We start from the raw sequence: 25,722 nt of genomic DNA, 5'->3' as shown, positions 1-25,722 counted from the left end.
TTCGCGCGGGCGGCGGCAAGGATATCCTGTACGCAGTCCAGTGCTTGACCTGAAAATCCGCCGGGGGCGATGGGCTTCTGTTCTCGGGCTCTTGCTAGCGGGGGGTGCGCTCGGCGTCGCCTGCACGCCGGACTCGGGCATCGATCGGCCCACGGGCGCGTCCAGCAGCGGCACCGGCGGCGCGGGCGGCGCGGGCGGTGATGCCGGCGCCTCCTCCAGTTCGAGCGTGTCGAGCAGTTCGTCCTCGAGCTCGTCCAGCGGCAGCGGCGGCGTTGGCGGCGAAGGTGGTGCCGGCGGGACAGGCGGCGCAGGCGGCGCAGGCGGCGCTGGTGGTGCCGGCGGCATGGGCGGCGCCCCCATGAGCAACTGCCCGCCCGACGCGGATTTCGACGGCATTTCCGACATCGTCGAGGGCAAGGATCAGGGCGTCGACACGGATGGCGACGGCACGCCCGACTACCTCGACACGGACAGCGACAACGACTCGCTCCCCGACGCGCTCGAAGGTCAAACGGCCTCGGTCGGCTGCGCGTATCCGCAGAACTCCGACGGCACCGCGCCGCCCGATTTCCGCGATACGGACAGCGACGACAACGGCCTGCCCGACGCGCTCGAGATCTACCCCGACCAGACGCCCTACGATCCGCAGAAGCCCGCGCCGAACCCCGCGGACACCGACGGCGACGGCGTCCCCGACTACGCCGATCCGGACAACGACGACGACTCGCTCCCGGACACCGTCGAGCTCGCGATGGGCGTCGCCATCAACACGGACGGCGACGCGCTACCCGATCTGTGCGACGCCGACAGCGACAACGACACGATCGGCGATGCGTTCGAAGGGCTCGCCGATCCCGACGGCGATGGCAAGCCCGCGTTCCGCGACAACGACAGCGACGCCGATGGGCTCTCCGACTTCTGCGAGGCCGGGCCGCTGCACATGGTCGCGGATCCGCCGCCCGACGCCGACAGCGACGGCAAGTACGACTTCCTCGACCTCGACGCCGACGCCGACGGCATCCTCGACAAGGACGAGGACAAAAACCTCAACTGCCTGCTCGACCCGCTCGAGACCGATCGCACGAAGGCCGACACGGACGGCGACGGCACCTCGGATCTGATCGAGCGCGAGCTCGGCTCGGATCCGCGGGATCAGCTCGTCACGCCCGGCACGCTCGGCAAGTTCTACTTCGTGTTGCCCTACCTCGGCGCGCCTTCGCCGGCCGAGAACATCGTTCCACTTCGTACGAACTTGAACCAGGGCGACGTCGCTTTCCTCGTCGACACGACGGCGACGATGGGCGGCGAGATCCAGAACCTCAAGAGCAACCTCGGCGCGATCATCACCAAGCTCAAGGCGTCGATCCCCGACCTCGCCGTCGGCATCGCGGGCTTCGACGATTTCCCGACGGGCACGTACGGCACCGCCGGCGTCGATCAGCCGTTCTACGTCGCGGGCGCCTCGGGATACGTGAGCACCGTCCTCGCGGACAACCTCGCCGCGGTCCTCTCGCTCAACGTGCACGACGGCGGCGACGGTCCGGAGTCACACGTCGCCGCGATGTACCGCGCGCTCACCGACGCCTACCTCCTCTGGCCGGGCGGTCAGCTCACGCCCGCGGGCGCGCCCAGCGGCCATTATGGATCGCTACGCTTCCGCGACGGCGCGCTCCCGATCCTCGTGCCGATCACCGATGCTCCGTTCCACAACGGTCGGCGCTCCCTCGATGCGAGTAGCCTCCACGATCCCTACGACTTCAACGGCCAAGCCCCCTTCCCCACGCCCACGGTCGACACGCTCGTCGGCGCGATGAAGCAACGCGGCGCGCGAATCATCGGCATCTCCTCGTCGAACGGCGTGCGCATGGGCGGCGATCCCTACGAGGACCTCGCGTACATCGCCGATCAGACGAGCTCGCTCGTCCCGCCCTCCGCGTTCGGCGGCATGCAGTGCGGCACAGGCCCGAACGGCGCGTTCATCGTCCCCGACGGCCCCGCGACCTCGGACAACCCTGGCGGGACCTGCCGCCTCATCTTCGACATCAGCACCGACGGCAGCGGCCTCAACGACATCACCCTCGACAACGGGATCAAGGCCCTCCTCAAGTCGATCCGCTTCGACATCCGCGCCCTCGCCACCGCGAGCCTCGCCGATCCCATCGACTCGGTGGACACGTTCGTCACGCAGATCTCGATCAACGCGTCGGGCGGCAACGACGCGGCCGAGCCCGGCGTACCGTGCTTCTCGCTGAACGCCGTCCAGCAGCTCAAGGACGTCTGGTCAGGCGCGAAGGGACTCGTGAAGGCGCAGGACGGCGTGAACGAGACCGCCCTCGGGATCGTTCCTGGTCAAAAGATCTGCTTCAAGATCGTGCCCACGCCGAACACCACGATCCCGCAGAACGCGACCGCGCAGATCTTCAAGGCCACGCTCACGATCAAGGCGCAGAACGGCATCGCGCCCTCGGAGCTCCTGCTCGGCGCGCCCAAGGAGATCCTCTTCCTCGTCCCGCCCGCGCCGCAGTGACCTTCACCAGGTGGGCTCCTTCTTGCCCTTGCGCTTCCTCTTGCGCTCCTTGTTCCCGATCCCGATCTTCCCCCACTCGTACGACACGCGTCTGCGGAACGCGCCGTTGTCGTCGCCCCCGTAGACGAAGAGCTCGCGCGACGTCTCCGTCTCGCCCACCGTCGGCTGCCAGAGCTCGGTCGGCACGAAGGCCATCGAGACCGGCGCATCGAACCGCATGCGCGCCACGACGACCCCGCAGTGCGCGTGATCCGCGGCCTTCACGCAGCCGCCGCCGAGCACGAGCTCCTCGTTGCCCAGCGGGTGCCACATCCAGATCCGTTCGATCTCGAACTGATCGTCGGCCTTCCGCTTCTTCACCGCGCGGATCTCGTCCGGCACGAGCGGCGCGAGCGCGCGCGCGAGCTCGGCCTTCGTGTCCGCGGGGTGGAACGTGAGCGGCGCGCCGCGGCTCACGTTGAGCACCACCTCGAAGCTGTTCGGCTCGCCCGCGCAGCAGCGGAAGCCCACGTCGGCGCGACGCACGTCGGACCGCACGCCGCGGCCGTTCGCGCACCGGCCCACGAGCTCCCCCTGCGGCGCGTTCCCGCCGCGCGTCGTCCCGAGGTTCGTCTTCGTCGCGTCGCGGCGCCACTGGCTCGCCGTCCACTGCCACACGCCGCCGTGCAGATCGTGGACGCCGAACGCACTCTTGCATCCCGCGTTCACGCCGTTCGGCACGAGCGTCCGTATCGAGCCCGTCATGCACGTCGTCGGCCTGTACGTGTCGCCGTACGGGTACGCCGCGTTCTGCGGACCTTTGCACGCGCGCTCCCATTCGAGCTCCGTGCAGAGCCGCTTCTGCTGAGTCTCGCAGAGCTCGGCCGCCTCGGCCTGCGTCACGTTCGTCGTCGGGATCGCGCCGGGCTCGTTCGGGTACGGAAACAGGTCGATGTAGAAGCCCGACATCACGACCTGCTCGCCCGCCATCTCCTCGTCGGGGACACGCGGCAGCTTCTCGGGCGGCGTGCCTGCGATGAGCGATCCGGGCGGGATCCAGGTCATCCCCGGCCGCGGCTCGGGCTCTCGATCCGCCGTGACCCACGGCGGATCGGCCTCCTCGCCCGCGTCGGTCGGCTCGGGCGCGAGCTTCTTGCCTTCACAGCCGAGCGCGAGCAGGGCGGCGGCGACGAGGACTCTCTTCACGTCGACTCGTGTTCGCGCTCCCGGAGCCCGAGCTCCTTCATCTTGAGCTGCAGGCCCTTGCGCGAAATCTTGAGCAGCCGCGCCGCGTGCGTCACGTTGCCCTGCGTCTGCTTGAGCGCGCGCACGATGAGGTCGCGTTCGAGCCGGCTCATCGCGGCCTTCACCTGCTCCTTCAGGCCGTCCGAGATCGACCCCGTCTCGCCTTGTTGCGGATCGGGCGACGACGGCGACGGCGCGCGCGCGCCCTCCAAAGACGAAGACGCGCTCGCCGTCGCAGCGCCTACCGGCGCCACGTTCGAACGCACCTCCTCCGAGAGATCTTCGAGCCGGATGCGCGCGCCGTCCGCGAAGAGCACCGCGCGCTCGATCACGTTCTCGAGCTCGCGGATGTTCCCCGGCCAGCCGTAGGACGAGAGCCGCTCGAGCGCGTCCGGCTCGACGCCCTCGATGTTCTTGCGCAGCCGCGCGTTGAACTTCGCGATGAAGTACGACACGAGCGGCGGGATGTCGGTCCTGCGCTCGCGCAGCGCGGGCAGCGCGATCGACACCACGTTGAGGCGGTAGAACAGATCTTCGCGGAACGAGCCCGCGCCGATCTCGCGCTTCAGGTCGCGGTTCGTCGCCGCCACGAGCCGCACGTCGACGCGGATCGTCTTGATGCCGCCCACGCGCTCGAACTCGCTCTCCTGGAGCACGCGCAGGAGCTTCACCTGCATCTCGTTCGGGATCTCGCCGATCTCGTCGAGGAAAAGCGTCCCGCCCGACGCGAGCTCGAAGCGGCCCGGCTTCGAGGCGACGGCGCCCGTGAACGCGCCTCGCTCGTAGCCGAAGAGCTCCGACTCCATCAGGTCCTTCGGGATCGCGGCGCAGTTCACCTTGATGAAGGGCCTGTCGCGCCGGCTCGAGTTCTCGTGCAGCGCCCGCGCCACGAGCTCCTTGCCCGTCCCGCTCTCGCCCGTGATGAGCACCGTCGTGGGCGTATCCGCGACGCGCTCGATGATCGCGTAGAGGTCGTGGATCGGCTGGCTCTCGCCGATGATGCCGAAGCGCGCGGTGCCCTCGCGCGGGGACGCGGAGACGGCGACGTCGCGCGAGGCGTCGGCGCTCGCGAGGTCGCGTGTGCGCAGCGCCTTGCGGACCACGAGGCGCACCTCGTGCTGGTCGAAGGGCTTCGTGATGTAGTCGAAGGCGCCGGTCTTCAGGGCCTCGACGGCGTTGTCGACCGTCCCGTGGGCCGTCAACATGACCACGGGGCGCGTCGGATCGTCCCGCATGGCGGCGCGGAGCAGATCCATCCCGTCCACCTTGGGCATCCGGAGGTCGGTGATCACGAGGTCGATGTGGTGCTCTTTGAGGAAGGCGAGGGCTTCCTCCCCGTCCTCGGCGGTGTGCACCTCGTAGCCGTCCCGACCGAGCTGCGCGCTGAGCACGCGGCGCAGGTTCGCCTCGTCGTCCACGACTAGGATCTGCTTCTTTTCAGGTAGCACGCGGCGAGGTTACCAGAGCCCGGGGGCGCGGGGGGGACCGGCGGCAAAGGCCCGGGATCGGGCAGGGCGGGACCCGGCCCGGGGGCCGGAGGGTGGGGGGGAAGAGGGGGGAAGAGCCGGGATCGCCGGCATCCTGCTCACCGTGCTCGCGCTTTTTTTCACGGACGGCGGCCCATGCCATTATGCTCGGTACGAAGGACGAATACCGCATGTGGGGAACGCGCGCGCAGGGGGTATCTCTGGTCGGGCTCGTCGTCGGGGTGACCCTGGCGACGGGCATGGCCATGGCCGATGGCCCGCAGAATCCGTTCGCCGGTAAGTGCAACCGGACGGCAACGGAAGAGGACGTCGAAGGCGCCAAGGGCGCTCACAAGGCAGCTAGGCAGTTTTACGAGCGTGGCGAGTACGCCCGCGCGATCCAGTACTGGCGGGATGTCTTCAACCTCGACTGCAACGCAGTCGGCACGCTGCTGAACATCGCCAACGCGTACGAGAAGCTCGGCGATCGGCAGAACGCGATCTTCGCGCTGGAGGCGTACCTGGAACGCGCGCCGGATGCGCCGGACGCGGCGAAGATCCAGACACGCGTGAAGAACCTCAAGGATCTTCAGCAGAGCCAGGCGTCCACGGCTTCCGCGTCGGCGACGACGCCTCCGCCTCCCGCGAGCTCGGCGCGCCCTGAGCTCCCGCCGCCTCCTCCCGTAAAACCCTTCGGCATCGCGCCGTGGATCACGGTCGGCGTCGGCGGCGCGGCGCTCATCGCGGGCGCGATCCTCTTGCCCGTCGGTCTCGGCAACGTGTCGGGCGTGCAGAAGGGCGTGGCCGACATCAACGGCCAGAACGGGTGCTTCCGGGTCAACGACCCCAGCACCGCGACGAACCCGCTCACGGAAGGCCAGCTCGCGACCTCGGGTGGCCAGTGGTTCTGTTACGACAAGGCGTCGTACGACCAGGCCGTCCTCGGACAAACGCAGGTCCTCATCGGCAAGATCGCGCTCGGCGTCGGCGGCGCGGCGGTCGCAGGCGGGCTCGTGTGGGAGCTGCTCTTCAACAAGCCCGTGCCCCAGGACGAGCAGAAGTCGAGCCGCGTGCGCGTCACGCCGACCGTCGGTCCCGGCATGAGCGGCGTCCTCGTCCACGGTTCGTTCTAACGAACCTCTTGGCCCTCAAACGGGCTCTCGATCCCCCCAAGGCATCTCGTGCTCCAGGATCGGCGGCGGCAGCGTCGCCCCGATCCCGGTCGCGATCTGCTCGACGAGCTCGTGGAAGATCACCGCGCTTGCGCCGTAAAGCACGCACGCATCAAGCCGGAAGTGCGGCATGAAGAGCTCCGCGCCGTTCCACGGGACGATCACCCCGCCCCGCGGCGCCTCCCCACGCAGGTACGCGCCGAGCGGTAACTCGAGGATGCGCGCGATCTCCCCCGAGCACGCCTCCGGCGCGAGCGTCTCGTCCACAGCCACGACGTACGGATGGATCAAGTACCGGCCGTTGTACGTCGGCGTCGGCGTGAGATCCCCGAGCCGCGTGATCCCCTCCCCCGCGAGCCCAACCTCCTCGTCCATCTCGCGCAGCGCCGTCGCGTAGAGATCCACGTCGCCGAGCTCTCGCTTGCCGCCGGGAAACGCGACCTGGCTCGCGTGCTCGCGCAGCTCGGCCGATCGCAGGATCGCGATCACCACCGGATCGGGCGTGAAGCGGATCGGAATCGCGACGGCCGCGGCGCGCGCGTTCGTCTGCAGCATCGAGATCCAGGGGCTGTCCTTCGCCGGCAAACCGGCGAGGGAGCGGCGAACGTCGTCGGGGGAGAGCCGCATGCTTCGAGGGAGATACCTCAAGGGAGCAGGACCGTCCCGCGGTCAATCCTTCTTGGCCTCGCTCTTCACGACACCCGGCAGCGCAGCGCCGCGCGCGCGGGCGACGTCCATCACCTGATCGAGGCCCGCCGACAGGAACGAGAACAAGCTCCCGTCCGTCGTCGTCACGTTGACGCGATCAAACGAGGCGCGGAACGCGTTCGCGATCGAGGGCAAGGTCTCGGTCAGCATGATCTCTTGCAAGCGCGCCTCGCCGAGCTCCGGCACGCTGCGCTTCTTCGCCTCGATCTCGGCCTCGAGCTCGGCCGCCGCCCTTCGCGTCTCGAGCGCGATCCGCGCCTCGGCCTGCTCAGCCTCGGCCCGCTCGCGGGCGCGCGCGAGCTCCTCGTCGTGCGCCCTCCGCGCGAGGGCCTGCTTGTGCTCGAGCGCTTCCATCTCGCGTCTGCGCTCGGCCGCGATGCGCGCCTCCTCCTCGGCCATGATCGCGCGCCGCGCATCCTCGGCCGCGCGCTTGCGCTCGAACGCGAGCCGGTTCTCCTCCACCGCGACCTCCTCCTTCGCGCGCAGCGCCTCGAGCGCGAGCTTCTCGCGATACGGCGCCTGCAATCGCGTAAAGACCTCCTGCGAGAGCACCTTCACGTCCTGGATCTCGATCGTGTCGATCACCACACCCCAGCCCGCGCTCGTTCCATCCTGCAGACTCCCCTCGCCCGCCAGCACCGGCGCGATCTCATCCATGAGCGCGGCCGCAACACGCTCCTTGCGGTGCGTGATGCACTCTTCGAGGCGCAAGCCCGCGACGATGCGCCGCGTGGCCCCAACGAACATCTCGCGCAGGATGTCGGTGAGGCCGTTGCGATCCCGATCGATCATCCGATACGCGAGGAGCGGCTCGACGATGCGGTAAACCGCAAGTCCCGTCACCTCCACGCCAGCCTTCTCCAGCGTCACCTGATCGGCGCGGAACTGGAGCTTCTGGATGGTAGTAGGGATCAGCGTGACGCTGTCCGAAGGCCACTTGAAGACACTCACGCCTTGACCCGAGCGCTTCACCTTCCCGTCGCGGATCAAAATGAGAAACTCATGCGGCTCTGCGGTGACACGGCCAAAGTTCGGGATCGTTCGCATGCCGCCCTGAAACAGCAATCACCGCGCCAGCGCGAGCTCGCGCAGTTCCAGCCGTTTGCGAGGCGCCCCGTCGCGCGGCGCGCTCCATTCCGGCGCGCGGTCGATCCGTTTCGGAGCGGGGCGTTGCCCCGCACCCCAGCGGGGGCTGTCCGCCCCCTGCACCCCGGACCAGGCCACGGCCTGGACCGAGGGCCGAGAAACCGCGCGATGCGCGGTTTCTCGGACAGGAACGGGGCAAGACCACAAGCGGCGTTGCCAGCCGAGGCAGCAGGGCTGACGTCGCTGGTCTTGCCAACGGGCCCGTTCGATGAACTGCGCATCGCGCAGTTCATCGACCACGAGTCCAGCGCTTGCGCTGGTCCGGGTCCAGGGGTGGACAACCCCTGGTCGGGGTCCGGGGTGAAACCCCGGTCCGGTCAGGCTGAATCGACGACGGCGTACACCACGATTGGCTCGGCCTTGCCGCGTACTGCCACCTTTGGCATTGGCTGCGCCGCTACGATGTCCTTTACCGGCTCGTGCGCGGCCTCGCTGAGCAGGATGTCCGTCCCTAGCTCCTTCGTGAGACCTTGGATCCGCGCTGCCACGTTCACGACGTCGCCGATCACCGTGTACTCCATTCGATCGGGGCTCCCCACGCTCCCGGCTACCATCTCGCCTGTGTGCACGCCGATCCCGATGCGCAGCGCTGCTCGACCCTCGGCTACCTCGTGCTCGTTGAAGCGGGCCAGCGCTGCGCGCACCCCGAGTGCTGCGCGGGCTGCGCGTTCGGCGTGATCTGACGCTGGTACCGGCGCGCCGAACACGGCGAGCAGACTGTCCCCGCCGAACTTGTTGATGAACCCGCCTTCGGCGCGGATCGGCGGGCTCACTGCGGCGAAGTAGCGGTTCAGCAGGCTCACGACTTCCACGGGCGACATTGCCTCCGAGAGGGACGTGAAGCCGCGGATGTCGGCGAAGATCACGGTTGCGTGCACGAGACTCCCGCCCATCGACACCCCGTGCTTCATCACCTCCTCGGCGAGCTCGGGTGCGACGTATCGACCGAACGCGTCGCGCAGACGCTCGCGCTCCATGAGCCCGTGCGTCATCCGGTTGAAGCCGCGATATGCCTCGGCGAACTCGTCTGTCGAGGCCACCACGAGCTCTGCTGACACCTCGCCTCGCTCCACGCGCTGCATGGCCTCGACGAGCCCCTCGGCTGAGGCTGCGATGTCGCGCGAAAGCATCGTCGCGAGAAACAGCGCCAGACTCGATCCGCCGATCACGAGCAGGAGCACCCACACTTCGAGTGGCCCCTCGATCGACGCGGCTTCGTGCATTCCTACGCGTTCGAGCAGACGGCCGAGCTTCAGCATCACCGTGAACCCGAGCGCGGCGAGCGGCACGCACGCCACGAATGCGAACACGAAGAGCAGCTGCGAGCGCATCTTGAGGGGAAGCACCCGCGGCACGGAGTCGCGCGCGGCCTCGTCCACGTGCGCGCGGATGTGCGGGAGCACGGGCTTCACGGCCGACTTCACGGCGAGGTACTCGTAGATCGCGTGGCCTGAGGCGAAGACCACGATCGTCGCGTAGACGAGGGCGAACTGCCACGGCGCGAGCCCCAGCCCGAGCCACGCGTTCGCGAGCGAGCAGAGCACCGTCAGGGACACGGCGAGGATCGGCGCGTGCAGGAACAGCACGCGTGCGGCCGTGTAAAGAGGCAAATTCAAGGCGCGCGCGAGCGCTGGCGCCGCCAGCGACTTCGCCGAAGGCCCCGGCAGCGCTGCGAAGAATGCGCGGATCGGCGCGACGTGCCGCCCGATCACCGAGATGTCGGCGATCACCTGCGGCAATGCGGCCAGCGGCGCGAGCAGACCGAGGACGAGCTGCTTCTGGTAGGCACTGAAGTCGAGACCGAACAGGAAGAAGAGCGCCCCGGTGCCTGTCACGGCGACGGAGGCGGTCAGGTAGATCAGGATCAGGCGCCGATGCAAAAGTCGGCCGAGAGCGTCCCAGGCGCGCGCCGGGTCCGTCTTCTCGGGCGTCGTCGCCAGGGCCTCCGTCATCGCTCCTCCCTACGCCTCGACGTGATCCTTCGGGCGCTCTGCCAGCACTGGCTTCGCGAGCTCGGCGAGGGATGTCGCGAGCGCGGCCGCCAGGGGCAAGAGCGTTCGTAATGCCGGACCCCCGTCGATGCGCACCACGCGCGGCCGCGGATCGCTTTCCGGCGTCGTCGGCTCGAGCGTCGCGAGGAGCCGCTCCCGGTCGAAGTCGAAGGAGAGCGAGCGGATCACCACGCCAGGCTCGAACGAGGCGAGCGCCTCGAAGACCGGCCTCGCCGCGGTGAGGGCTTGCTCGGCGCGCTCACCACGCAGATCGACCCCGGGGCCTGCGAACGGGCATCCCTCGGCATCCGTCTTCGGCACCACGCGCACGTGGCGATCCGCGACGCGCAGCTTGAACGAACGGATCTGCAAGGGGCCCACTCCAGGCTAGCGCCGTACCTCGGTCGGCTTGCGCCCCTTCGGCTTGCCACGTTCCGCGCGGGCGCGCCGCATGGCGATGGGCATCGCGCCCTTCCCGGAGGCGGGCGGCACCAGGCAATGCGGCTTCGACCCGATGAGGTCCCCGCGCCCCGCCTTGATCAAGGCCTCGCGCGCCTCGTCGTGATGGGCCGGATCCCAGTAAAGGAGCAGCGCCTTCTGCAGCCGCTTCTCGTGCATCTCCTTCGCCGTGTACACCGGCGCCTTCGTGAAAGGATCGATGCCCGTGTAATACATGCACGTCGCCATGGACATCGGCGTCGGGATGAAATCCTGTACCTGGCGCGGACGCATTCCCTTTTTCTTGAGCCAGAGTGCGAGGTCCACCATGTCCTTCAGCGCCGATCCCGGGTGGCCCGAGATGAAGTACGGCACGAGGAACTGGTTCTTCCCCGCCTCCTCGCTCGCGCACTGGAATTGCTCGGCGAAGCGCTCGTAGCTCTCGATGCCCGGCTTCTTCATCTTGTCGAGCACGTCCTTCTTCGAGTGCTCGGGCGCGACGGAGAGCTGGCCGCCCACGTGCCATTTCGCGAGCTCCTCGATGAACTCCGGCGAGCGCTCGGCGAGGTCGTAACGGATGCCCGAGGCGATGAAGACCTTCTTCACGCCCTCGCTCTCGCGCACGGCCCGCATCAGATCGAGCAGCGGCTCGTGATCCGTCTCGAGGTTCTCGCAGACCCCGGGGTGCACGCACGAGAGCCTGCGGCATTTGCTCTCGATCGCGGGGTCTTTGCATTTCATCATGTACATGTTGGCCGTCGGGCCGCCGAGGTCCGAGATGGAGCCGCGGAAATCATCCATTCGGCGCAGCGCGCGGATCTCCTTCAGGATGCTCTCGGCCGAGCGTGACTGGATGACCCGGCCCTCGTGCTCCGTGATCGAGCAGAACGTGCAGCCCCCGAAGCAGCCGCGCATCGTCACGATCGAATGCTTGACCGTCTCGAAGGCCGGGATCGGCTCGCTGTAGCTGTAATGGGCCGCGCGCGCGAAGGGCAGGTCGTAGAGCTCGTCCATGTCCTTCGTCTCGAGCGGGATGGCGGGCGGATTGAAATACACCGCCTCCTCGCCGTGCGGCTGCACGAGCGGCCGCCCGTTGCCCGGGTTCGTCTCGTACTGGAAGCGCCGGCTCATCTCGGCGAACGCCTCCTTGTCCCGGACGACCTCCTCGTAGCTCGGCAGGATCACCACCTTGCCGTCGCTGACGAACCGGCTCGGCTCGAGGTCCTCCCATTCGCCCTTGCGCCGCACGTACGCCGTGCCCCGCACGTCGTGGAGATCGCGGATGGTCTCGCCCCGCCTGAGCCGATCGGCGACCTCCCAGACCGGCCGCTCGCCCATCCCGAAAATGAGCAGATCCGCTTTCGCGTCGAGCAGCACGCTCCGGCGCACCTGGTCCGACCAGTAGTCGTAGTGGGCGATCCGCCTGAGCGACGCCTCGATCCCGCCGAGCACGAGCGGCACGCCCGGGAAGGCGCGGCGGCAGAGGTTGCCGTACACGATCGTCGCGCGGTTCGGCCGGAGCCCCGTGCGCCCGCCCGGCGAGTACTGGTCCTCGCTCCGGATCTTTTTCTGCGCCGTGAGCTTGTTCAACATGCTGTCCATGTTGCCGGCCGTGATGCCCACGAAGAGCCGCGGCTGCCCCATGCGCAAGAGGTCGTCCGTCGTGCGCCAGTCCGGCTGCGAGATGACCCCGACACGGAAGCCACGCGCTTCGAGGAAACGGCCGATCAGGGCCGCGCCGAACGCGGGGTGATCCACGTAGGCGTCGCCGTTCACGAGCAGCACGTCGAGCTCGTCCCAGCCGCGCGCCTCCATCTCGGCGCGGGTCGTGGGCAGGAAACGGCGGAGATCACGACCCGACGCATGGGCGCTCTTGCGAATCTGGACGATGTTCACGGCGCCGTGACCCTAGCTTGCCGGGGGCTCCGCGTCAGCGCCGACGACGACGCCTTCGCGTTTTTCCGAGCCGGGGGTGCTTTCGACCATCAGCCGCGCAGACGAGTCCCGCGAACGGGCGGACGTCGTGATCGGCGTCATTGCGTCGCGCTGGCGAGCGGCACGGCGTTGACGCGGGTGTGCAAGACGCGCTTGCGTGTCGAGCCGAGGGTCGCGAGGTCGAATTTGAACGAGAGCTCGATCCCGAGATTCAGGTTCGGCAGGACCCCGGCCAAGCCGGGGCGAGAGCGCTCGTCGAACAAATACTCCTGGGAGCCCAGCGGCACGCTCACGCCCGGCAGGCTCAGCCGAGGGTCGGAGACGTGGTGCTTCGCGCCATTGGGCAAGACGACCTCGCTCTTCACGCCGACGCGAATGCGGCTGCCCGCCGCGAACGCATCGGGGAGCGGGAACGTTTGGCCAGAAAAGCGCTCCGCGATGGCGCGGGCCACGTGCTCCGCGGCCTTGCGGTGCGCGGGGTCCGCCGCGACGACGTGCACGGACACGAGGTGCCCCTGGGCGTCGACGACGAGCTCGAAGTGCGTATCGGATTCGGCCGGCGTGGTCGAAGATCGCAGCTCGTCCGTGACGGCCGAGGCGAGCGTGCCCGCTGCGGGGAAGTGCTGGATGGGATCGCGGCGCTCGTACGCCGATGGCGGCGGCGGCACGCGCGAAGCGAGGTAATCGAGCGCTTTTTGTCCCAGCGAGGGAGCGATCGTGGGCTCCTCGGGGGCGGGCGGCGGGGCGGACGAGACGCGACCGGCGAGGGCAGGCGCGGGAAGGACGCCTGGCACAGCCCAGATCGGCTTGCCGTCGAGGCCCGGCAGGGTCGGAGGCTGCTCGGCGGGCGCCTCTTGTGAGCCCGCGTTTGCGCCGGCGGCAGGCAGCGGTTCGGGATCGGGATACGGAGCGTCCTCGCCGGGAGCATCGTGCGTCGGCCGTCGCGGCGCGTGGTGTCCGACGCGCGGCGCTTTCGCCGGCGCGACGCGGGCGATGGGCGCGGGAGCCTTCTCTGGTTTTTGCGTTGGCGTATCGGACACGAGGTCGAAAGCGATCTCGTCGCGCTCTTGCCCCGGCGCTTCCGTCTGCGAACCCTCGTTGCGCGGCGATGGCGAGGACGCGGTGAACCACACCGCGAGGATGACGGCCGCGTGGAGCAGCGCTGCCGCGAGAAGAAATTGCGGGTCGCGATTGCGCACCGGGGTGAACGAGCCTACCACGAGCGACGCTGCCACGGTGCTGCGGAAAACGATGGCGCGTCACGGACATCGTGGACGTTTCTCTCTCGAGTTTTTCCCGCAGGTGCGAGGTGCTCCAAAACGGAGCGCTGAGTGCTCCCAAATGGAGCGGGGAAGCCCCAAAGGGAGGTCCGGGCGGTCGGGATCGGTCATGGGGAGGCCCCATCGCCAGGTCCGGGCGGTCGGGATCGTCTTGGGGGAGGCCCCATCGCCAGGTCCCCGCGGTCGGGATCGTCTTTGGGGAGGCCCCATGACCAGGTCCCGGCGGTCGGGATCGTCTTTGGGGAGGCCCCATCGCCAGGTCCGGGCGGTCGGGATCGTCTTTGGGGAGGCCCCATGACCAGGTCCGGGCGGTCGGGATCGTCTTTGGGGAGGCCCCATCGCCAGGTCCGGGCGGTCGGGATCGTCTTTGGGGAGGCCCCATTGCGAAGCGTGGGCGGCTCGCAGGGTATTTGGGGAGGCCCCAAAGCGAACTTCCCGAGAAGCGGGGGCCGCAAGCGAAATCTGATTGTGTACCGCTCTCGAGAAGCAAGGTGACTGCCGGCCCGCGTCGACGCGCGCGTAAGGGCGTGGTACTCGCATCCGATGTCAATGCCTCCCTCCAAGCTCTCGCCCGCGTTGCTGCCGTTCGCTGACGCGCTCGATGCGGTTCCGGCGCGTCCGATCTGGGAGGTTGGCTGGACCCCGCACCGTTACGATCAGGCGCCCAAGCACCCGCTCATCCCGAATGCACCCCCCCACGACGGCGTGTACAGAGGGAGCTGGGTCTCACCGGGCATATGCGTGCGGCTCGACCTCATGCACGCCTCGGTAAGCGAACGATTGCGTGCGTGGCTCCGCTCGCGCTACCCGGAACAACTGGGCGGAGACGACGGATTCTACGAGTATGGAATCGAGAGTCGCTCGCAGCGCACGAACCTGGAGCAAGCCCTGGCGCGACTCGAGGCCAAGATAGAGGAGAGCGAGCATCCTCCGTCCACGTAGACGCGCGCGACGCCGCGTCCGGAGCCGCGGGCGGACTCCATATATCGTTGACCGATACATCGTGAGGCGATAGGTTGAGGACCGATGCAGGACCCCACGTACCTGATTCTCCTCGCGCTCTCGGATCGGCCTCGCCACGGGTACGGCATCCTTCTCGAGGTCAGCGAGTTGAGCCGCGGAACGATCCGGCTCGGCCCCGGGACTTTGTACGGAGCCCTCGAGCGACTGGAGGAAGCCGGTCACGTCGAGCTCGATCGCGAGGAAATCGAGGAGGGGCGGCCGCGACGTTATTACCGCCTGACGCGGCGCGGGCGCCGCGTCCTCGTCGAAGAAACCGAACGGCGGGAGGCCCTCGTGGGGCTCGCCAAGCAAAGGCTCGCGCACCGATGAGCCCCCTCGAACGTCGCATCCGCGCGCTCATCTCCCTCTTTCCCGCGTCGTTTCGAGCGCGATGGGAGGAAGATCTCGTCCGTACCACGCTCGAGACGTGCACGGCCGAGCAGTCCTGGCCCCACCCGCGCGACGTGTTGGATCTCGTCGTCTCGGCGATTCGTGCCCACGCGACGACGCCCGCAAACCAACCGTTCCGCGTCGTGCTCGCACAGGGCATCGTGCTGGGCGCGGCCCTCCTCGCCAGCGTTCGCGTCGGCGCCCTCCTGCTTCGTTTCGGGTGGTTCGTGCACTGGCTTCCCGTCAACAGCGCCGCCGGTGTGCCGTCCGATGAGCTCGCGCTCTACGCCGGGCCGCTCGCGCTCGAGCTCGTGGTGTACGTGCTGCTCGCGGTCGCGATGCTGCAGCAGCGGCGCGTGCTCATCTGGGCGGGAGCCCTCACCCTCGGCGGCATCGGCCTGCTCGGGACGCTCCGCTACCCTGGACCCATCGGCATCCGGTGGGCTCTCGGCATGGCGGTTCCGGGCGCGATCCCCTTCCTCGTTGCTGCGTTCACGATAGCCGCGAGGAAGACCGATCGCGCGCTCGCCGTTCGGCCGGCGCTCGTCGGGCTTGCGCTGGCGTCGTTCGCGACGACGACGTGGCGCCTCGCGGCTTGGTTCGCGACGACGACGTGGCACCTCGTGCCCGGAACGGTCGACCGGGGCGCGGCCGCGGTCGCGGCTCTTCTGCTCGTCGCTTGCACCGTCTCCGGGTTCGCGGATCCCCGCTGGTTCATCGCGCTAGGGGTTGCGGTGATCGGCTGGAACGCACGCGACTTCATTCAGACCGGCGACCCGCTCGTGTTCCTCGGAACCGCGTTCGTCGTGGCGGTTTCGTGGGTGCATTGGCGCGTCCTACGTCGGCAGGTTGCACGCTCGGGCCGGGGTCGAAGCGACCGCGAGATTGCCTGACGACAGCAGATACCGCTAGCATGCTGCTCAGTTTCCCGCATGAAGAAATGAAAGGGCCCATTGACGTTCTCCAAAAATGCCTCGATGTGCTCGTCGCCCGCGTCGCCGACGGCACCCTCCAGCCTTCCCCCGCCCTTGAGACCGTCACCCGCACCGTCAACCAACTCATCACCCGCCGTACCGAGTTGATCAAAGAGCGCGGCGCAGCCCCCTCCACAACGCCGACTCCACCATGAAGCTAAAGTTCTCGGGCCATGCGATGGACCGGATGTTCGCCCGCAGTATCCGCCCTGAGGACGTGCGCACGGTCATCGACCATGGCGAGCCGATCGCCGACTACCCGGACGATCGTCCGTTTCCCAGCCGCCTCGTGCTGGCCTTCGTGGACGGCCGTGCCATCCACGTCGTGTTCGGGTATGATTCGGCCACCGAGACCGCCCACGTCGTCACCGCGTACATCCCGGACTCTGCACTTTGGGAAAGCGACTTCAAGACCAGGAAGAGGAAACCACGGTGAACTGCATCCTCTGCAAGCACGGCGAGACGGCTCCCGGCTTCGTCACGGTCACGCTCCAACGCGGAGAGACCACGGTCATCCTCAAAGGCGTTCCCGCGTCGATTTGTGAAAATTGCGGTGAGTACTACCTCGACGAAGCCGTCGCCTCCCAGGTGTACGCGATGGCCGAGCGCGCAGTTCAGGATGGCGCCGAGGTGGAGATTCGTCGGTACGCGGCCTGATGCGTTCCGCCATCGGCGGAAGCGGAAGCGGAAGCGGAAGCGGCAAACGCCGTCCGGTTGTGTTCCGCTTTCAAAGGAGGGAGGAGAGATGGTAAGCCGATGGAATGAAAGCGTGCCTCATCTACAACGCCGCTGCCGGCAGCGCCGCCGATGACGTCTTCGACCGCGTGCACGCGATCCTCGCGCCCCGCTTCGAACTGAACGTCCTGCGCACGGGCCCCGACCAGGACCCGTCTGCGTGCGCGCGGGAGGCGCTCGACGCGGGCGCGGAGATGCTGATCGCGGCGGGGGGCGACGGGACGGTCTCGTCCGTGGCGGCCGTGCTCGCACAGAGCGAGGTGCCGCTCGGGATCCTGCCGTGTGGCACGTCGAATTCGCTGGCCGCGGCCCTCGGCATCCCAGGAGACCCGATCGCCGCGTGCGACACGCTGCTCGCAGGCCACCGCCGGGTCATCGATACCGCCCTCGTCGGCAATCGCTGCATGGTGCTCCACGCCTCGGTCGGCCTCCACGCCGACACGGTGGCCGATACGGCGAGGGAGGACAAACATCGCTGGGGCGTGCTCGCCTATGTCGCGACGGCGCTGCGCAAGCTCAGCACGCTCGCGCCGTTCGAGGTCGAGCTCGAAACCGACGAGCAAATCGTCCGGTGCCGCGCCGTGGCCGTCACCGTGGCAAACATGGCGCCGCTCCGCACGGTGCTCGCGCAGGGCCCTTCAGCGCTCGTCGGCGACGACGGAATGCTCGACGTGACAGTCGTCGCAGCCACCACGCTCAACGCGGCCGTGGCCACAGGCATTCACCTCTTTCTCACGGCCGCGCGCGGCGAGCCCGCGACGCGCGACGAGGTTGGCTATTTCCCGTGTCGCCGCCTGCGCATCCTCGCCGACCCAGCGCAGCACGTACTCATCGACGGCGAGGCGGCAGGCACGACCCCCGTCGCGATCGAATGCAGGCCGGCAAGCCTCGTGGTCCTCACGCCACCTTCCGCCGAGCCCGAAAAGGTCGGGCCCGAGATCAAGCTTCCGACGAGCCCGGAGGCGCAGGTCGAAATCGAAGCGTCGGAGGGGTGAGCTCCTTGGGGGGAGGCGGGAGCGGAAGCGGAAGCGGAAGCGGAAGCGGAAGCGGAAGCGGAAGCGGAAGCGGCAACCGAGATCTAATTGTGTCCGCTGTTGAGGAAGGGGGGTAGGTCGAGTGCCGGATGGGCCATGGGCGTTGCCGGGTGTGGCGGGCGCGATGGCGGAGGGTGGCGGCCGTCAGGGATGATCGATGAAGAGCTCGGCAATCGGCGCGCCCTTCGTTTGGCACGACGCGCGCGATGGCGCCGCGCGTGGGTCCTTCGAGCGCGCTTTCCGAATTGCATGGCGCCGACCGGCACGAGCGGCATCGACCAGAGGACACGGTACTTTACCGGATCGTGCAGCGCGTATTGGGACTCGTTTGTTTCAGAACGAGCTGGCAAGCGCGGGATCAGGGCATCCGGCGCCGGCTTTGGGACAGCATCCAGCGGGGCGTCGACGGGTACGCCGCCAGCGCGTGCGCCTTCTGGACCGGGGTGACGCCCGTCCAGGCTTGCAGCGCGGCGAGCGCCGCCTCCAGGTCGGCCTGCGGCAGCCCGCCGATGGACGCGCTGTGGTTCCCCGCCGGCTCGAAGAAGCGGTATGAGTCCTGCGCGCCCCCGAGATCGAAGGCGGCGGCGGTGTACGGATCGTTCTCGCCGTAGATGAACATCATCCGCTCGCCCTTGGTGGTGAGCCACGCAGAGACGTCCTGCATCGCCTGGGGGTCCAGGATCGGGTTCTTGCCGCGTCCGGGTAGCGTGTACGAGGCGGCCACGTCAAAGCCGGGGTAGAGGAGCAGATCAGCGACGTTCTCCTCGGCGTAGCCCGGATAGCCGAGCTGCACCGCCGCCTGCCAATAGTACGGCTCGTAGGCGAGGGTGGCCCCGTCGGACCATAACGAGGGGCCGCAGACCAGGTCGAAGAACGACCACACCTCGTCGTCGCTCGCCGAGGTGGGCGGGATCTCGGCGCAGTGGCTTTCGTCGCCGTACTGCCAGAAGCTGAAGATGAACTCGATCACCGCGGTCTCCAGGGCCTGATCCTCGCCGAGCAGCTCATAGGTGAGGCCGGCGTCCGCGGCCTGGGCCTGCATGCGCACCAGCATCTCCGGCCGGCGCAGCAGCACCTCGCGCTGGAAGTCGAGGAGGGCCTGCTGGCAGGCCGCGTCGCCGCGCTGGGCCACGAAGTCGCGGTAGCGCGGGTCGGCGTCGCCGAAGTTGTGCGGGGCGACGTAAGCGACGGTGCCGTTCACGTCGTCGGGATAGAAGCGGCGGTGATAGACGGAGGTCATCCCGCCCTTGCTGCCGCCGGTGGAGATCCATTTGCCCTCGTAGAGTGGCCGGATCACCTCGACAATGTGGTGCAGGTCTCGGGCGGCCTGCTCGATGGTGAGCTGCGACCAGTCCGCGGGCTCCGGGCGGGAGGGGGTGAAGAAGCGGTGCTCGACCCGGACCTGGTTGGCGGCGAGCAGCTCGGCGGGCTCGTCGAGCCACTGGTACTCCGGATAGAGGTTGTAGCCCTGGGTGGCGAGCACCACGGGCGCGGCCGGGTCGCGGTGATGCAGCACGAGGCGCTGCTCGAAGCGCGCGCCGGAGGGATCGTCGTGATCCGCGGGCTGGTCAATCGTGAGCACGAAATAGCGGTAGCCAGGGATCTCGGTCTCCTCCTCCGTGACCGTGAGGCCCTCGATGTCCTGGAGCTTCTCGAAGATATCGGCCGACGTCGCGCCGCCGGAGCCGCCGGAGCCGCCGGAGCCGCCCGCACCGCCGGAGCCGCCGGAGCCGCCCGCACCGCCGGTGCCGGAATCGGGGTGGGTGTCGTCGCCGCCGCAGGCGACGAGCGACAGGGAGGCCAGGGTGATGGTGAGCAGCGGAAGAAGCAGAGTGCGCATGGCGGGGAGCCATGGCAGCGGGCGTGCCAGGCCCAAATGGGCGCCGTGGCGCGAAGATTCGTGGCCTTGCTCTCTGCAACGCGCGTGCTTCCGGCTGCTGCGTGGTGGTTGCACCGGTTGCACCCCCTGTTGCACCCGTTGCACCCGTTGCATCCTGCTCGCACCCCTATTTCTTGAATGTCTCCGGCTCGATCCCGTACCGCTTCATCCAGCGCTGCACCTGCATTTTGGCCTGACACGCTGAGGCCCACGACGAGCTCGATCCCATACTCCAAGCGGATCTCCGATTCGGGAGCGGGAGCGGGAGCGGGAGCCGGAGCGGAAGCGGGAGCCGTCTTCTCCGGGGCGTTCACGGGAGGAGCCCCGCTTCTCGACACTTCTCCTCCAGGACGCCGGGGTTGAAGGAGCGCCGAGCCGCTTGTTCTCGGCAGAGCTCCCCACACTCACTTCGAGCGCGCGCGAGGTTGTCCTCGGGGACGAGCCCCACCAAACGGGCTTGGTCCACCAGGAAGCCGTAGCAGCTCCCGCCATGGGTCGCCTGACGGCCCCCTTCCCGCCACTCCTCGAGGTACCCCATCGACCACCGCGGGTCGTCGGACGACCAATAAAACGCGGCGCTGACGATCCAGAACAGAAGGATACCGCTGGGCACGCAGGCGGGAAGGATCCACAAAAGCGGCCGGCGGCTCTTCTTCTTTCGCGCAGCCACGACGCATCCCCACGCGCACACGAGCAGCGGCGGAACCGCCCAAGCAAGCAACTCCAGAGCCCACCGGGCGCGCTCATGCGCCCCTGCCGCGATGTTGTGCTCATGGGACCACCCGGGCATGACCGGATAGGACGCCGTCGAGGACCAGGCATACGCGGGCATCCACCGCAGCTTGGTCATATACGCGGCGGCCACGAGCCCAGCGGCGATGGCCCCCCACCCAGGTCTCTTCGCGGCGATGAGCGCGACGCCGAGCCCGCAGCCCAGCAGGTTCAGGAGCATCCAGATGGGGGCGTCATACGACAAGGGTCCAACCCCTCCTTTGGGGCACGTTGGCAACGTGAGGTGAGGGCATTGTACGCAGCAGGGGATGCATCGAGGACAAGTAAACCAGGATGTCCGCCTCCTCCGAGGCGTGGCCTGAGCAGGGAGGTGTCGGGCTTCGCGGAGCTGTGGCTCTATACGTTCCCGTTCCTCATCGACGAGTTGATTTCCCCAACTGCGACAATATCACGCGCCATCGTGGCCCCCTTTTGCCTCGACGACAGTCGAGCTCACCTGCGCAAACTATACTTTTTGCTTTCAAGCTGAGCCCTCGCCATGGGTCGGGGGCCTCCCTCTCTCCTCGTACTTCCCTACAGCGGTGAGGTCCGTCACGCCGAGGGTCGGCGAAGACACGAAGGACGCCTCGTGTGGTGCCTACACGCGACCACGACGTAAGTTCACCCGGAATCCCTCGTCGACGAGACCCCGGAGGAGATCGGACCTCGTCGGTTGCCTGGTCGACGAGGCCCCGGCGAGGTCCGATCAGGGCCGGGGTCTCGCGGACCAGGCAACCGACGGAGTCCGATCACGGCGGGGGTCTCGCGGACCAGGCAACCGACGGAGTCCGATCAGGGCCGGGGTCTCGCGGACGAGGCAACCGACGGAGTCCGATCACGGCGGGGGGCTCGGCGGCGAGGCAAGTAGTGCAGTCGGGAGCGGGAGCGCGGGCGCGCTGCCTTGGGCTTGTCGCGCGCGGCAGCTCGCCGCGGTGAGGTAGAGCTGGCGATTGTCGACGAGCATGAACTGGTCGCCGAAGTAGAGCGTCACGGGCGGAGACGGAATCGTCATCCCGCTCGAGCCCCGGCTCACGCTGCCGTCGGGAAACGTCACCGAGCTGGAGTCGGTATAGGGCACCGCTTGCCGTGCGGACGGCATCACCGACTCGAACTCGGTGTCGCGCTCCACGCGCCGCCCGTCTCGCGTGGTGTAACGCTGCGAGAGCTTCACGCCGTTGCCGTTGCCCTTGCGCGGCTTCGCCGTGAGCGTGCTGCACTGCGCTTCGGCGGCCACGTACTCCCACAGCGTCCCGCCGTGCGCGATCAGCGCGTCTGCGCGTGTGAGCGTGCGCGCGAGCGCCGCGTCCGGAACGTCGGTCACCCGCGCGCGCATGCGCTCCGCCTCGGCCATCTCCTGCTCGCACGCGGGGAGCAGAAACGGTCGCTCGGTGGGCGCGATCTCCTCGCACTCGTCTCCCACGCAGCGCAGCATGAAGCGCGTGCTCTGCGCGCACGCTTCGCGTTCACGGAACAGCGCGCCCACCGTTGTGAGCACCACCGCGTCGCTGCTCCCATCGAGCAGCTCGATCTCCTGGTTTGTGCTGCCGCGAAGCGAGAACGCGGGCGACGCGTGCGTGAGCGTGGGCGACCACAACGTCCATTGCTCGCCCATCTCGTGCAGCTCAAACGAAAACGGACCCAGCGTGAACGTGATCTCGTTCGCCTTGCGATCGATCGTCGCGGGCACGCACGCGACCTCGCCCGAGTACTCGCGCTCTTGGCCCACGCCCGACGCGATGTTGATCCCGCGGGTGAGCCGCCGCACCCAGTACGTTCCACTGGGAGGTGCGGGCTGCGCGGGCTGCGCGGGCTGCGCGGGCTGTGGGGCCGGGGGCTCGGCGGTGACGTCGAGCACGGGCGTTACGGTGGGCAGCACGACCACGGGCGGAGCGGTGTGCGTGACAACGGGCCGCACGCAGGCAGAAAACGTGACCGCTGTGCAGCACAAAAGGGAGAGAGAACGCAGCAAGGGGACCATCGCGCGGCGAACGACACGGCGCACGGCGCGTCGGTTCCCGCGCGGAGATCTTTCCCCGTGCAGCACGCCTTCGAAACAGTTTCGAGGTCGTGGTGGTAGGTGCACGACGCGCTCGAAACTGTTTCACGGCGACCGTTACCTGGGAGGCTCTCCCTGGGGGGCGGGATGTTATACGCTGACCCCTGCGGAGCGCCCTGAGGCGCGCGGATCGTATCGAGGTCTCGAATGAAGAAAAGCTCGCTCTCCCCTTGCCGACGTTCGCCCATGTACGCCGTCTTCGCGTTTTTCGCCGTGTCGACGGCCGGCGCTTGCAGCGGTCAGGCGCCAGCATCCAGCGACCAGGCGCCCGCCACGCCCCAAGCGCTCGGCGCGTCAACGACGTCTGCCAGCGCGCCGCCATCGTCCGACCCGCAGCCAACCCAGGCGCCTGAGCCGCAGCCCACCGCGGCGGTCGGGGATCCGCAGACCGCGCCCACGAATACAGCAGGCACGCAGGTCCCCGCGGCGAGCGGGTGCGACCCCGCCAAAGAACCGCACCGCAGATACCTCGGCGACAGGGAAAAATGCATGCTCATCAAGTATCGCTGCGAGCCGCCGCAGCAGCACTTCTCCAATGCCTGCGGCTGCGGCTGCGAATAGCATTGCACGACAGCGGCGCGCGGATTGTGCTCACCACGGGAACGGGGAAGCATGGTGGTGGCGACAGTGGCCACGGCCAGGAGGCGCACGTTGGACGAGCAAACGTGGGAGCTCGTGAACAAGGTACGTCGGATCGGAGCGTCGGCGTTCGCTCCGGGGTTCGGCTCGGTCGTCGCCTGCGGGGAGCACCTCGTGGCTTGTGACGGCGAACGATTACGGCGCCTCGACCCCGGGAAGACGCACGGGGTGATGTTGCAAGCCCTGGACGTGCGGCTCGCCCAGCTCGCGGCGGACGGTGCGCATGCCGTGATCGTGGCGTTGAGCGATGAAGAGGTGTGGCGGGTGCCCATCGAGGGCGGAGATGCCGAGGTCGTCGCGCGTGGGCAGGAAGAACCGAGGTCGCCCGTGGTGCTGGACGCGCGCGCTGCGTGGCTCGACGGCCCGTCGCCACCTCGATGGAAGGACGGGCATCCAGTCCGGGTACGGCTGGAAGGAAGGGAGGAACCCATTCACGAGCACCATGGCGTGGGGGATTTGATCGCCTGCAGTGGGGCGCTGTTTTGGCGTCAGCGCGAAAGGCGAGGGGCGAAGAGTTTCCGGACGGACCTCCACCGTTGGGATCCCACCATGGGGCGCGCCGAGGTCATCGCCGTGCTGGAGGAAGGGGACTCTGCGGAGGCTTTTGGGTTGGTCACCGACGGCAAGGTGATTGCGTGGATCTCCGGGCAACGAATCAGCGTGCTCGACCCGGTGACGGGCGCGCGGCGCTCGGTGGAGGTCGGGGCCGAGAGCGTGTGCGCCCTCCCGGTGGGCGACGATCTCCTGGTTGTCGTCGGCAGAGAGGACGTGGGGGAGCTCATTCGCCTGGGCCCGGATGGAGGGCAGCGCAAGCTGGCACGGTGGTACAATCGTTCAAGGCTGTGGACGAGGCTCGTGCTCCGGGGCGACGAGGTCGTTTGGGCCGCGGGAGAGCGTCTTTTGGCGGTCACGTTATCCCCGGGCGCCGGGGCATGAGCGGGAGCGGGAGCGGAAGCGGAAGCGGGAGCGGGGGCGGGGGCGGGAGCGAAATCTGATTGCGTACCGCACAGGCAAGGGTCGCTGCCTTCGCGACACCTCATGGCTGAAAGGGTGTGTTAGGATGAGTAAAACGTGACGGTTCATCAACGGTTGGTATTGACGCTACGGTCGGGGCGAGAGGTGTTGCTGGCAGCCTTCGACCGCGCGCCTACTTATGCTTCCCTGGGCGAAGGGTATCCAACCCGGAAGATGAACGACCATATCATCGAGCACGCCATGCAGGACGCCGAGGGGCGCTGCTGGACCTGCACCAAGGGAGGGGCGAAGCCGCTCCTGCTCCCTCCAGATCGGGCCCCTGTCCCTCATGAGCCCGACCGTCTACCGACGGCCGACGAGGTGGAGGGTTTTTTAAGGGAGGTGCAGGATTGGATCGAGCGCTTCGGTGTGCCCGAGTTCTTGCCCCCGTGGAAGTGCGTAGGAACGTTCAAGAGCGCGCCCAAGCATGGCGCCCCCGACAAACCATCCTGGCTGACGGTCATCTGGTTCCAGCCAAAGCACAGGCACGTGCACGAAGCCGTGCTCGGCCAGCTCCAGCAAATCGATTGGGAGTCGCTGGCAGTTTCTATCGAGCTTTGAAGCAGCTCTGAAACGAGCGACCATTGTCGCTGGGGATACTGCCGCGGCGGTGGCGCCATCGAACATCGCCGACCACGCGAGCGGGACGAACGCCCGCCGCCACGCGAGCAGACGCCCGTCTTGCCTGCCCCTCGCGGTCGGCCGCGAGGACGATGTGATCACGAGCGAGAGATCGATGCTCATGGTTGCTCCTGCGCCGCCGCAGGATACGTGGCCGGCCTCGCCCCGTCACGCGCGGCTCATCTACCAGCCGCCCTACTCGCCGGGCCTCAACCCCATCGAGCTGGCCTGGTCCAAGATCAAGGCCGCCCTCCGCGGCTTCAGAGTGAGAACCGTCCCCCTCCTCAAGGCCGCGATCTGCGCGGTGGCCCAATCGTGACCCCAGCCGATGCCGCAGGATGGTTCTTCTCTCGCACCATGTCTCGCATGATCTGCCAGTCTTGCACCGTGGCGTCGTTCCCCCGATTGATATAGGCCTGATCGAGGCGATGCTCGCACACGTCGCGCTCGACGATGTTGGCGATGTGCCAGGAGGTCACCATCGCCAGCGAGATCTCGCAACGAGGAGCCTGCCGGCGGCAGGCGCTGGTCGCGGTCATGCACATGCGGCGTCATCCGGACACGTGGAAGATCCGCTGAACCGCGTGCCCCTTATGCGATAGGAGCGCTAGCGGGGCGGAAACGGGTTTGGGAGCGGAAGCGGAAGCGGAAGCGGAAGCGGAAGCGGGAGCGGAAGCGGAAGCGGCAAGCGGAAGCTGATTGTGTACCGTACGCAGCCTT

The 25,722-nt window shown here is 68.2% G+C and carries 25 protein-coding genes; 13 read left to right on the top strand and 12 right to left on the bottom strand.

The window, feature by feature from the left end:
• Nucleotides 1-91 precede the first annotated feature (91 nt).
• Nucleotides 92-2,527, top strand: coding sequence for a hypothetical protein (locus KEG38_RS22465; protein ID WP_272421755.1), 2,436 nt, complete (start codon nucleotides 92-94; stop codon nucleotides 2,525-2,527).
• A 3-nt stretch (nucleotides 2,528-2,530) separates the two neighbouring features.
• On the opposite strand, the gene KEG38_RS22460 is transcribed toward KEG38_RS22465, so the two are convergent.
• Nucleotides 2,531-3,712: a formylglycine-generating enzyme family protein gene (locus tag KEG38_RS22460; RefSeq protein ID WP_272421754.1), complete on the bottom strand. Its 1,182-nt coding sequence runs from the start codon at nucleotides 3,710-3,712 to the stop codon at nucleotides 2,531-2,533.
• Nucleotides 3,709-5,169: a sigma-54-dependent transcriptional regulator gene (locus KEG38_RS55580; RefSeq protein ID WP_272421753.1), complete on the bottom strand. Its 1,461-nt coding sequence runs from the start codon at nucleotides 5,167-5,169 to the stop codon at nucleotides 3,709-3,711. The genes KEG38_RS22460 and KEG38_RS55580 overlap by 4 nt, the downstream gene beginning before the upstream one ends.
• Before the next feature lie 239 nt (nucleotides 5,170-5,408).
• Here KEG38_RS55580 and KEG38_RS22450 point away from each other — a divergent pair, with 239 nt between their 5' ends.
• Complete coding sequence (locus tag KEG38_RS22450) at nucleotides 5,409-6,350, top strand: tetratricopeptide repeat protein (protein ID WP_272421752.1); 942 nt, start codon at nucleotides 5,409-5,411, stop codon at nucleotides 6,348-6,350.
• Nucleotides 6,351-6,365: 15 nt separating this feature from the next.
• Here the strand turns inward: KEG38_RS22450 and KEG38_RS22445 are convergent, their stop codons facing one another.
• The 6 genes from KEG38_RS22445 to KEG38_RS22420 all read right to left on the bottom strand — a co-directional run bounded on the left by KEG38_RS22445 (nucleotide 6,366) and on the right by KEG38_RS22420 (nucleotide 13,842).
• The gene (locus KEG38_RS22445) at nucleotides 6,366-7,016 is read right to left on the bottom strand and encodes an NUDIX hydrolase (protein WP_272421750.1); all 651 of its coding nucleotides are present in this window, start codon (nucleotides 7,014-7,016) and stop codon (nucleotides 6,366-6,368) included.
• A 42-nt stretch (nucleotides 7,017-7,058) separates the two neighbouring features.
• Nucleotides 7,059-8,144 (bottom strand): SPFH domain-containing protein, encoded by a 1,086-nt coding sequence (locus KEG38_RS22440; protein ID WP_272421748.1) that lies wholly within the window; start codon nucleotides 8,142-8,144, stop codon nucleotides 7,059-7,061.
• A 416-nt stretch (nucleotides 8,145-8,560) separates the two neighbouring features.
• Nucleotides 8,561-10,195, bottom strand: coding sequence for an adenylate/guanylate cyclase domain-containing protein (locus KEG38_RS22435; protein WP_272421747.1), 1,635 nt, complete (start codon nucleotides 10,193-10,195; stop codon nucleotides 8,561-8,563).
• Between the two features lie 9 nt (nucleotides 10,196-10,204).
• Nucleotides 10,205-10,606 carry a hypothetical protein gene (locus tag KEG38_RS22430; RefSeq protein WP_272421746.1) on the bottom strand — a complete coding sequence of 134 codons (402 nt, stop codon included), beginning with the start codon at nucleotides 10,604-10,606 and terminating at the stop codon, nucleotides 10,205-10,207.
• Nucleotides 10,607-10,621: 15 nt separating this feature from the next.
• Complete coding sequence (locus KEG38_RS22425; protein WP_272421745.1) at nucleotides 10,622-12,568, bottom strand: YgiQ family radical SAM protein; 1,947 nt, start codon at nucleotides 12,566-12,568, stop codon at nucleotides 10,622-10,624.
• A 137-nt stretch (nucleotides 12,569-12,705) separates the two neighbouring features.
• Nucleotides 12,706-13,842, bottom strand: a complete 1,137-nt coding sequence (locus tag KEG38_RS22420; protein ID WP_272421744.1) for a hypothetical protein — start codon at nucleotides 13,840-13,842, stop codon at nucleotides 12,706-12,708.
• 588 nt (nucleotides 13,843-14,430) lie between these two features.
• Here KEG38_RS22420 and KEG38_RS22415 point away from each other — a divergent pair.
• From KEG38_RS22415 to KEG38_RS22385, 7 genes are all read left to right on the top strand, one after another.
• Nucleotides 14,431-14,829 carry a hypothetical protein gene (locus tag KEG38_RS22415; RefSeq protein WP_272421741.1) on the top strand — a complete coding sequence of 133 codons (399 nt, stop codon included), beginning with the start codon at nucleotides 14,431-14,433 and terminating at the stop codon, nucleotides 14,827-14,829.
• 84 nt (nucleotides 14,830-14,913) lie between these two features.
• On the top strand, nucleotides 14,914-15,219 hold the full coding sequence (locus tag KEG38_RS22410; RefSeq protein WP_272421740.1) for a PadR family transcriptional regulator: 306 nt from the start codon (nucleotides 14,914-14,916) through the stop codon (nucleotides 15,217-15,219).
• On the top strand, nucleotides 15,216-16,172 hold the full coding sequence (locus KEG38_RS22405) for a hypothetical protein (protein ID WP_272421739.1): 957 nt from the start codon (nucleotides 15,216-15,218) through the stop codon (nucleotides 16,170-16,172). Before KEG38_RS22410 ends, KEG38_RS22405 begins: the two co-directional genes overlap by 4 nt.
• A 20-nt stretch (nucleotides 16,173-16,192) precedes the next feature.
• A complete protein-coding gene (locus KEG38_RS22400; protein WP_272421737.1) occupies nucleotides 16,193-16,408 on the top strand; it encodes a hypothetical protein in 216 nt (71 codons plus the stop codon).
• Nucleotides 16,405-16,689 (top strand): DUF4258 domain-containing protein, encoded by a 285-nt coding sequence (locus tag KEG38_RS22395; protein ID WP_272421736.1) that lies wholly within the window; start codon nucleotides 16,405-16,407, stop codon nucleotides 16,687-16,689. Before KEG38_RS22400 ends, KEG38_RS22395 begins: the two co-directional genes overlap by 4 nt.
• Entirely contained in the window at nucleotides 16,686-16,910 is a 225-nt protein-coding gene (locus KEG38_RS22390; RefSeq protein ID WP_272421735.1) for a type II toxin-antitoxin system MqsA family antitoxin, read from the top strand. The genes KEG38_RS22395 and KEG38_RS22390 overlap by 4 nt, the downstream gene beginning before the upstream one ends.
• A gap of 104 nt (nucleotides 16,911-17,014) precedes the next feature.
• Nucleotides 17,015-17,983, top strand: coding sequence for a YegS/Rv2252/BmrU family lipid kinase (locus KEG38_RS22385; protein WP_272421734.1), 969 nt, complete (start codon nucleotides 17,015-17,017; stop codon nucleotides 17,981-17,983).
• Between the two features lie 397 nt (nucleotides 17,984-18,380).
• Here the strand turns inward: KEG38_RS22385 and KEG38_RS22380 are convergent, their stop codons facing one another.
• The 3 genes from KEG38_RS22380 to KEG38_RS22370 all read right to left on the bottom strand — a co-directional run bounded on the left by KEG38_RS22380 (nucleotide 18,381) and on the right by KEG38_RS22370 (nucleotide 22,527).
• The gene (locus KEG38_RS22380; RefSeq protein WP_272421732.1) at nucleotides 18,381-19,862 is read right to left on the bottom strand and encodes a S28 family serine protease; all 1,482 of its coding nucleotides are present in this window, start codon (nucleotides 19,860-19,862) and stop codon (nucleotides 18,381-18,383) included.
• A 349-nt stretch (nucleotides 19,863-20,211) separates the two neighbouring features.
• A complete protein-coding gene (locus KEG38_RS22375) occupies nucleotides 20,212-20,877 on the bottom strand; it encodes a hypothetical protein (protein WP_272421731.1) in 666 nt (221 codons plus the stop codon).
• Between the two features lie 630 nt (nucleotides 20,878-21,507).
• A complete protein-coding gene (locus KEG38_RS22370; protein WP_272421730.1) occupies nucleotides 21,508-22,527 on the bottom strand; it encodes a hypothetical protein in 1,020 nt (339 codons plus the stop codon).
• Nucleotides 22,528-22,914: 387 nt separating this feature from the next.
• Here KEG38_RS22370 and KEG38_RS22365 point away from each other — a divergent pair, with 387 nt between their 5' ends.
• From KEG38_RS22365 to KEG38_RS56030, 4 genes are all read left to right on the top strand, one after another.
• Entirely contained in the window at nucleotides 22,915-23,289 is a 375-nt protein-coding gene (locus KEG38_RS22365; protein ID WP_272421729.1) for a hypothetical protein, read from the top strand.
• 90 nt (nucleotides 23,290-23,379) lie between these two features.
• Nucleotides 23,380-24,303, top strand: coding sequence for a hypothetical protein (locus KEG38_RS22360; RefSeq protein WP_272421728.1), 924 nt, complete (start codon nucleotides 23,380-23,382; stop codon nucleotides 24,301-24,303).
• 135 nt (nucleotides 24,304-24,438) lie between these two features.
• Nucleotides 24,439-24,942, top strand: coding sequence for a hypothetical protein (locus KEG38_RS22355; RefSeq protein WP_272421727.1), 504 nt, complete (start codon nucleotides 24,439-24,441; stop codon nucleotides 24,940-24,942).
• A 175-nt stretch (nucleotides 24,943-25,117) separates the two neighbouring features.
• Nucleotides 25,118-25,321 carry a transposase gene (locus tag KEG38_RS56030; RefSeq protein ID WP_372518184.1) on the top strand — a complete coding sequence of 68 codons (204 nt, stop codon included), beginning with the start codon at nucleotides 25,118-25,120 and terminating at the stop codon, nucleotides 25,319-25,321.
• On the opposite strand, the gene KEG38_RS22345 is transcribed toward KEG38_RS56030, so the two are convergent.
• Nucleotides 25,287-25,541, bottom strand: a complete 255-nt coding sequence (locus tag KEG38_RS22345; protein ID WP_272421726.1) for a hypothetical protein — start codon at nucleotides 25,539-25,541, stop codon at nucleotides 25,287-25,289. The genes KEG38_RS56030 and KEG38_RS22345 overlap by 35 nt on opposite strands.
• Between the last annotated feature and the right edge of the window lie 181 nt (nucleotides 25,542-25,722).

This window comes from Polyangium jinanense (assembly GCF_028435265.1).
Lineage (GTDB): Bacteria > Myxococcota_A > Polyangia > Polyangiales > Polyangiaceae > Polyangium > Polyangium jinanense.
This window is presented reverse-complemented; position numbering and strand designations above follow the sequence as displayed.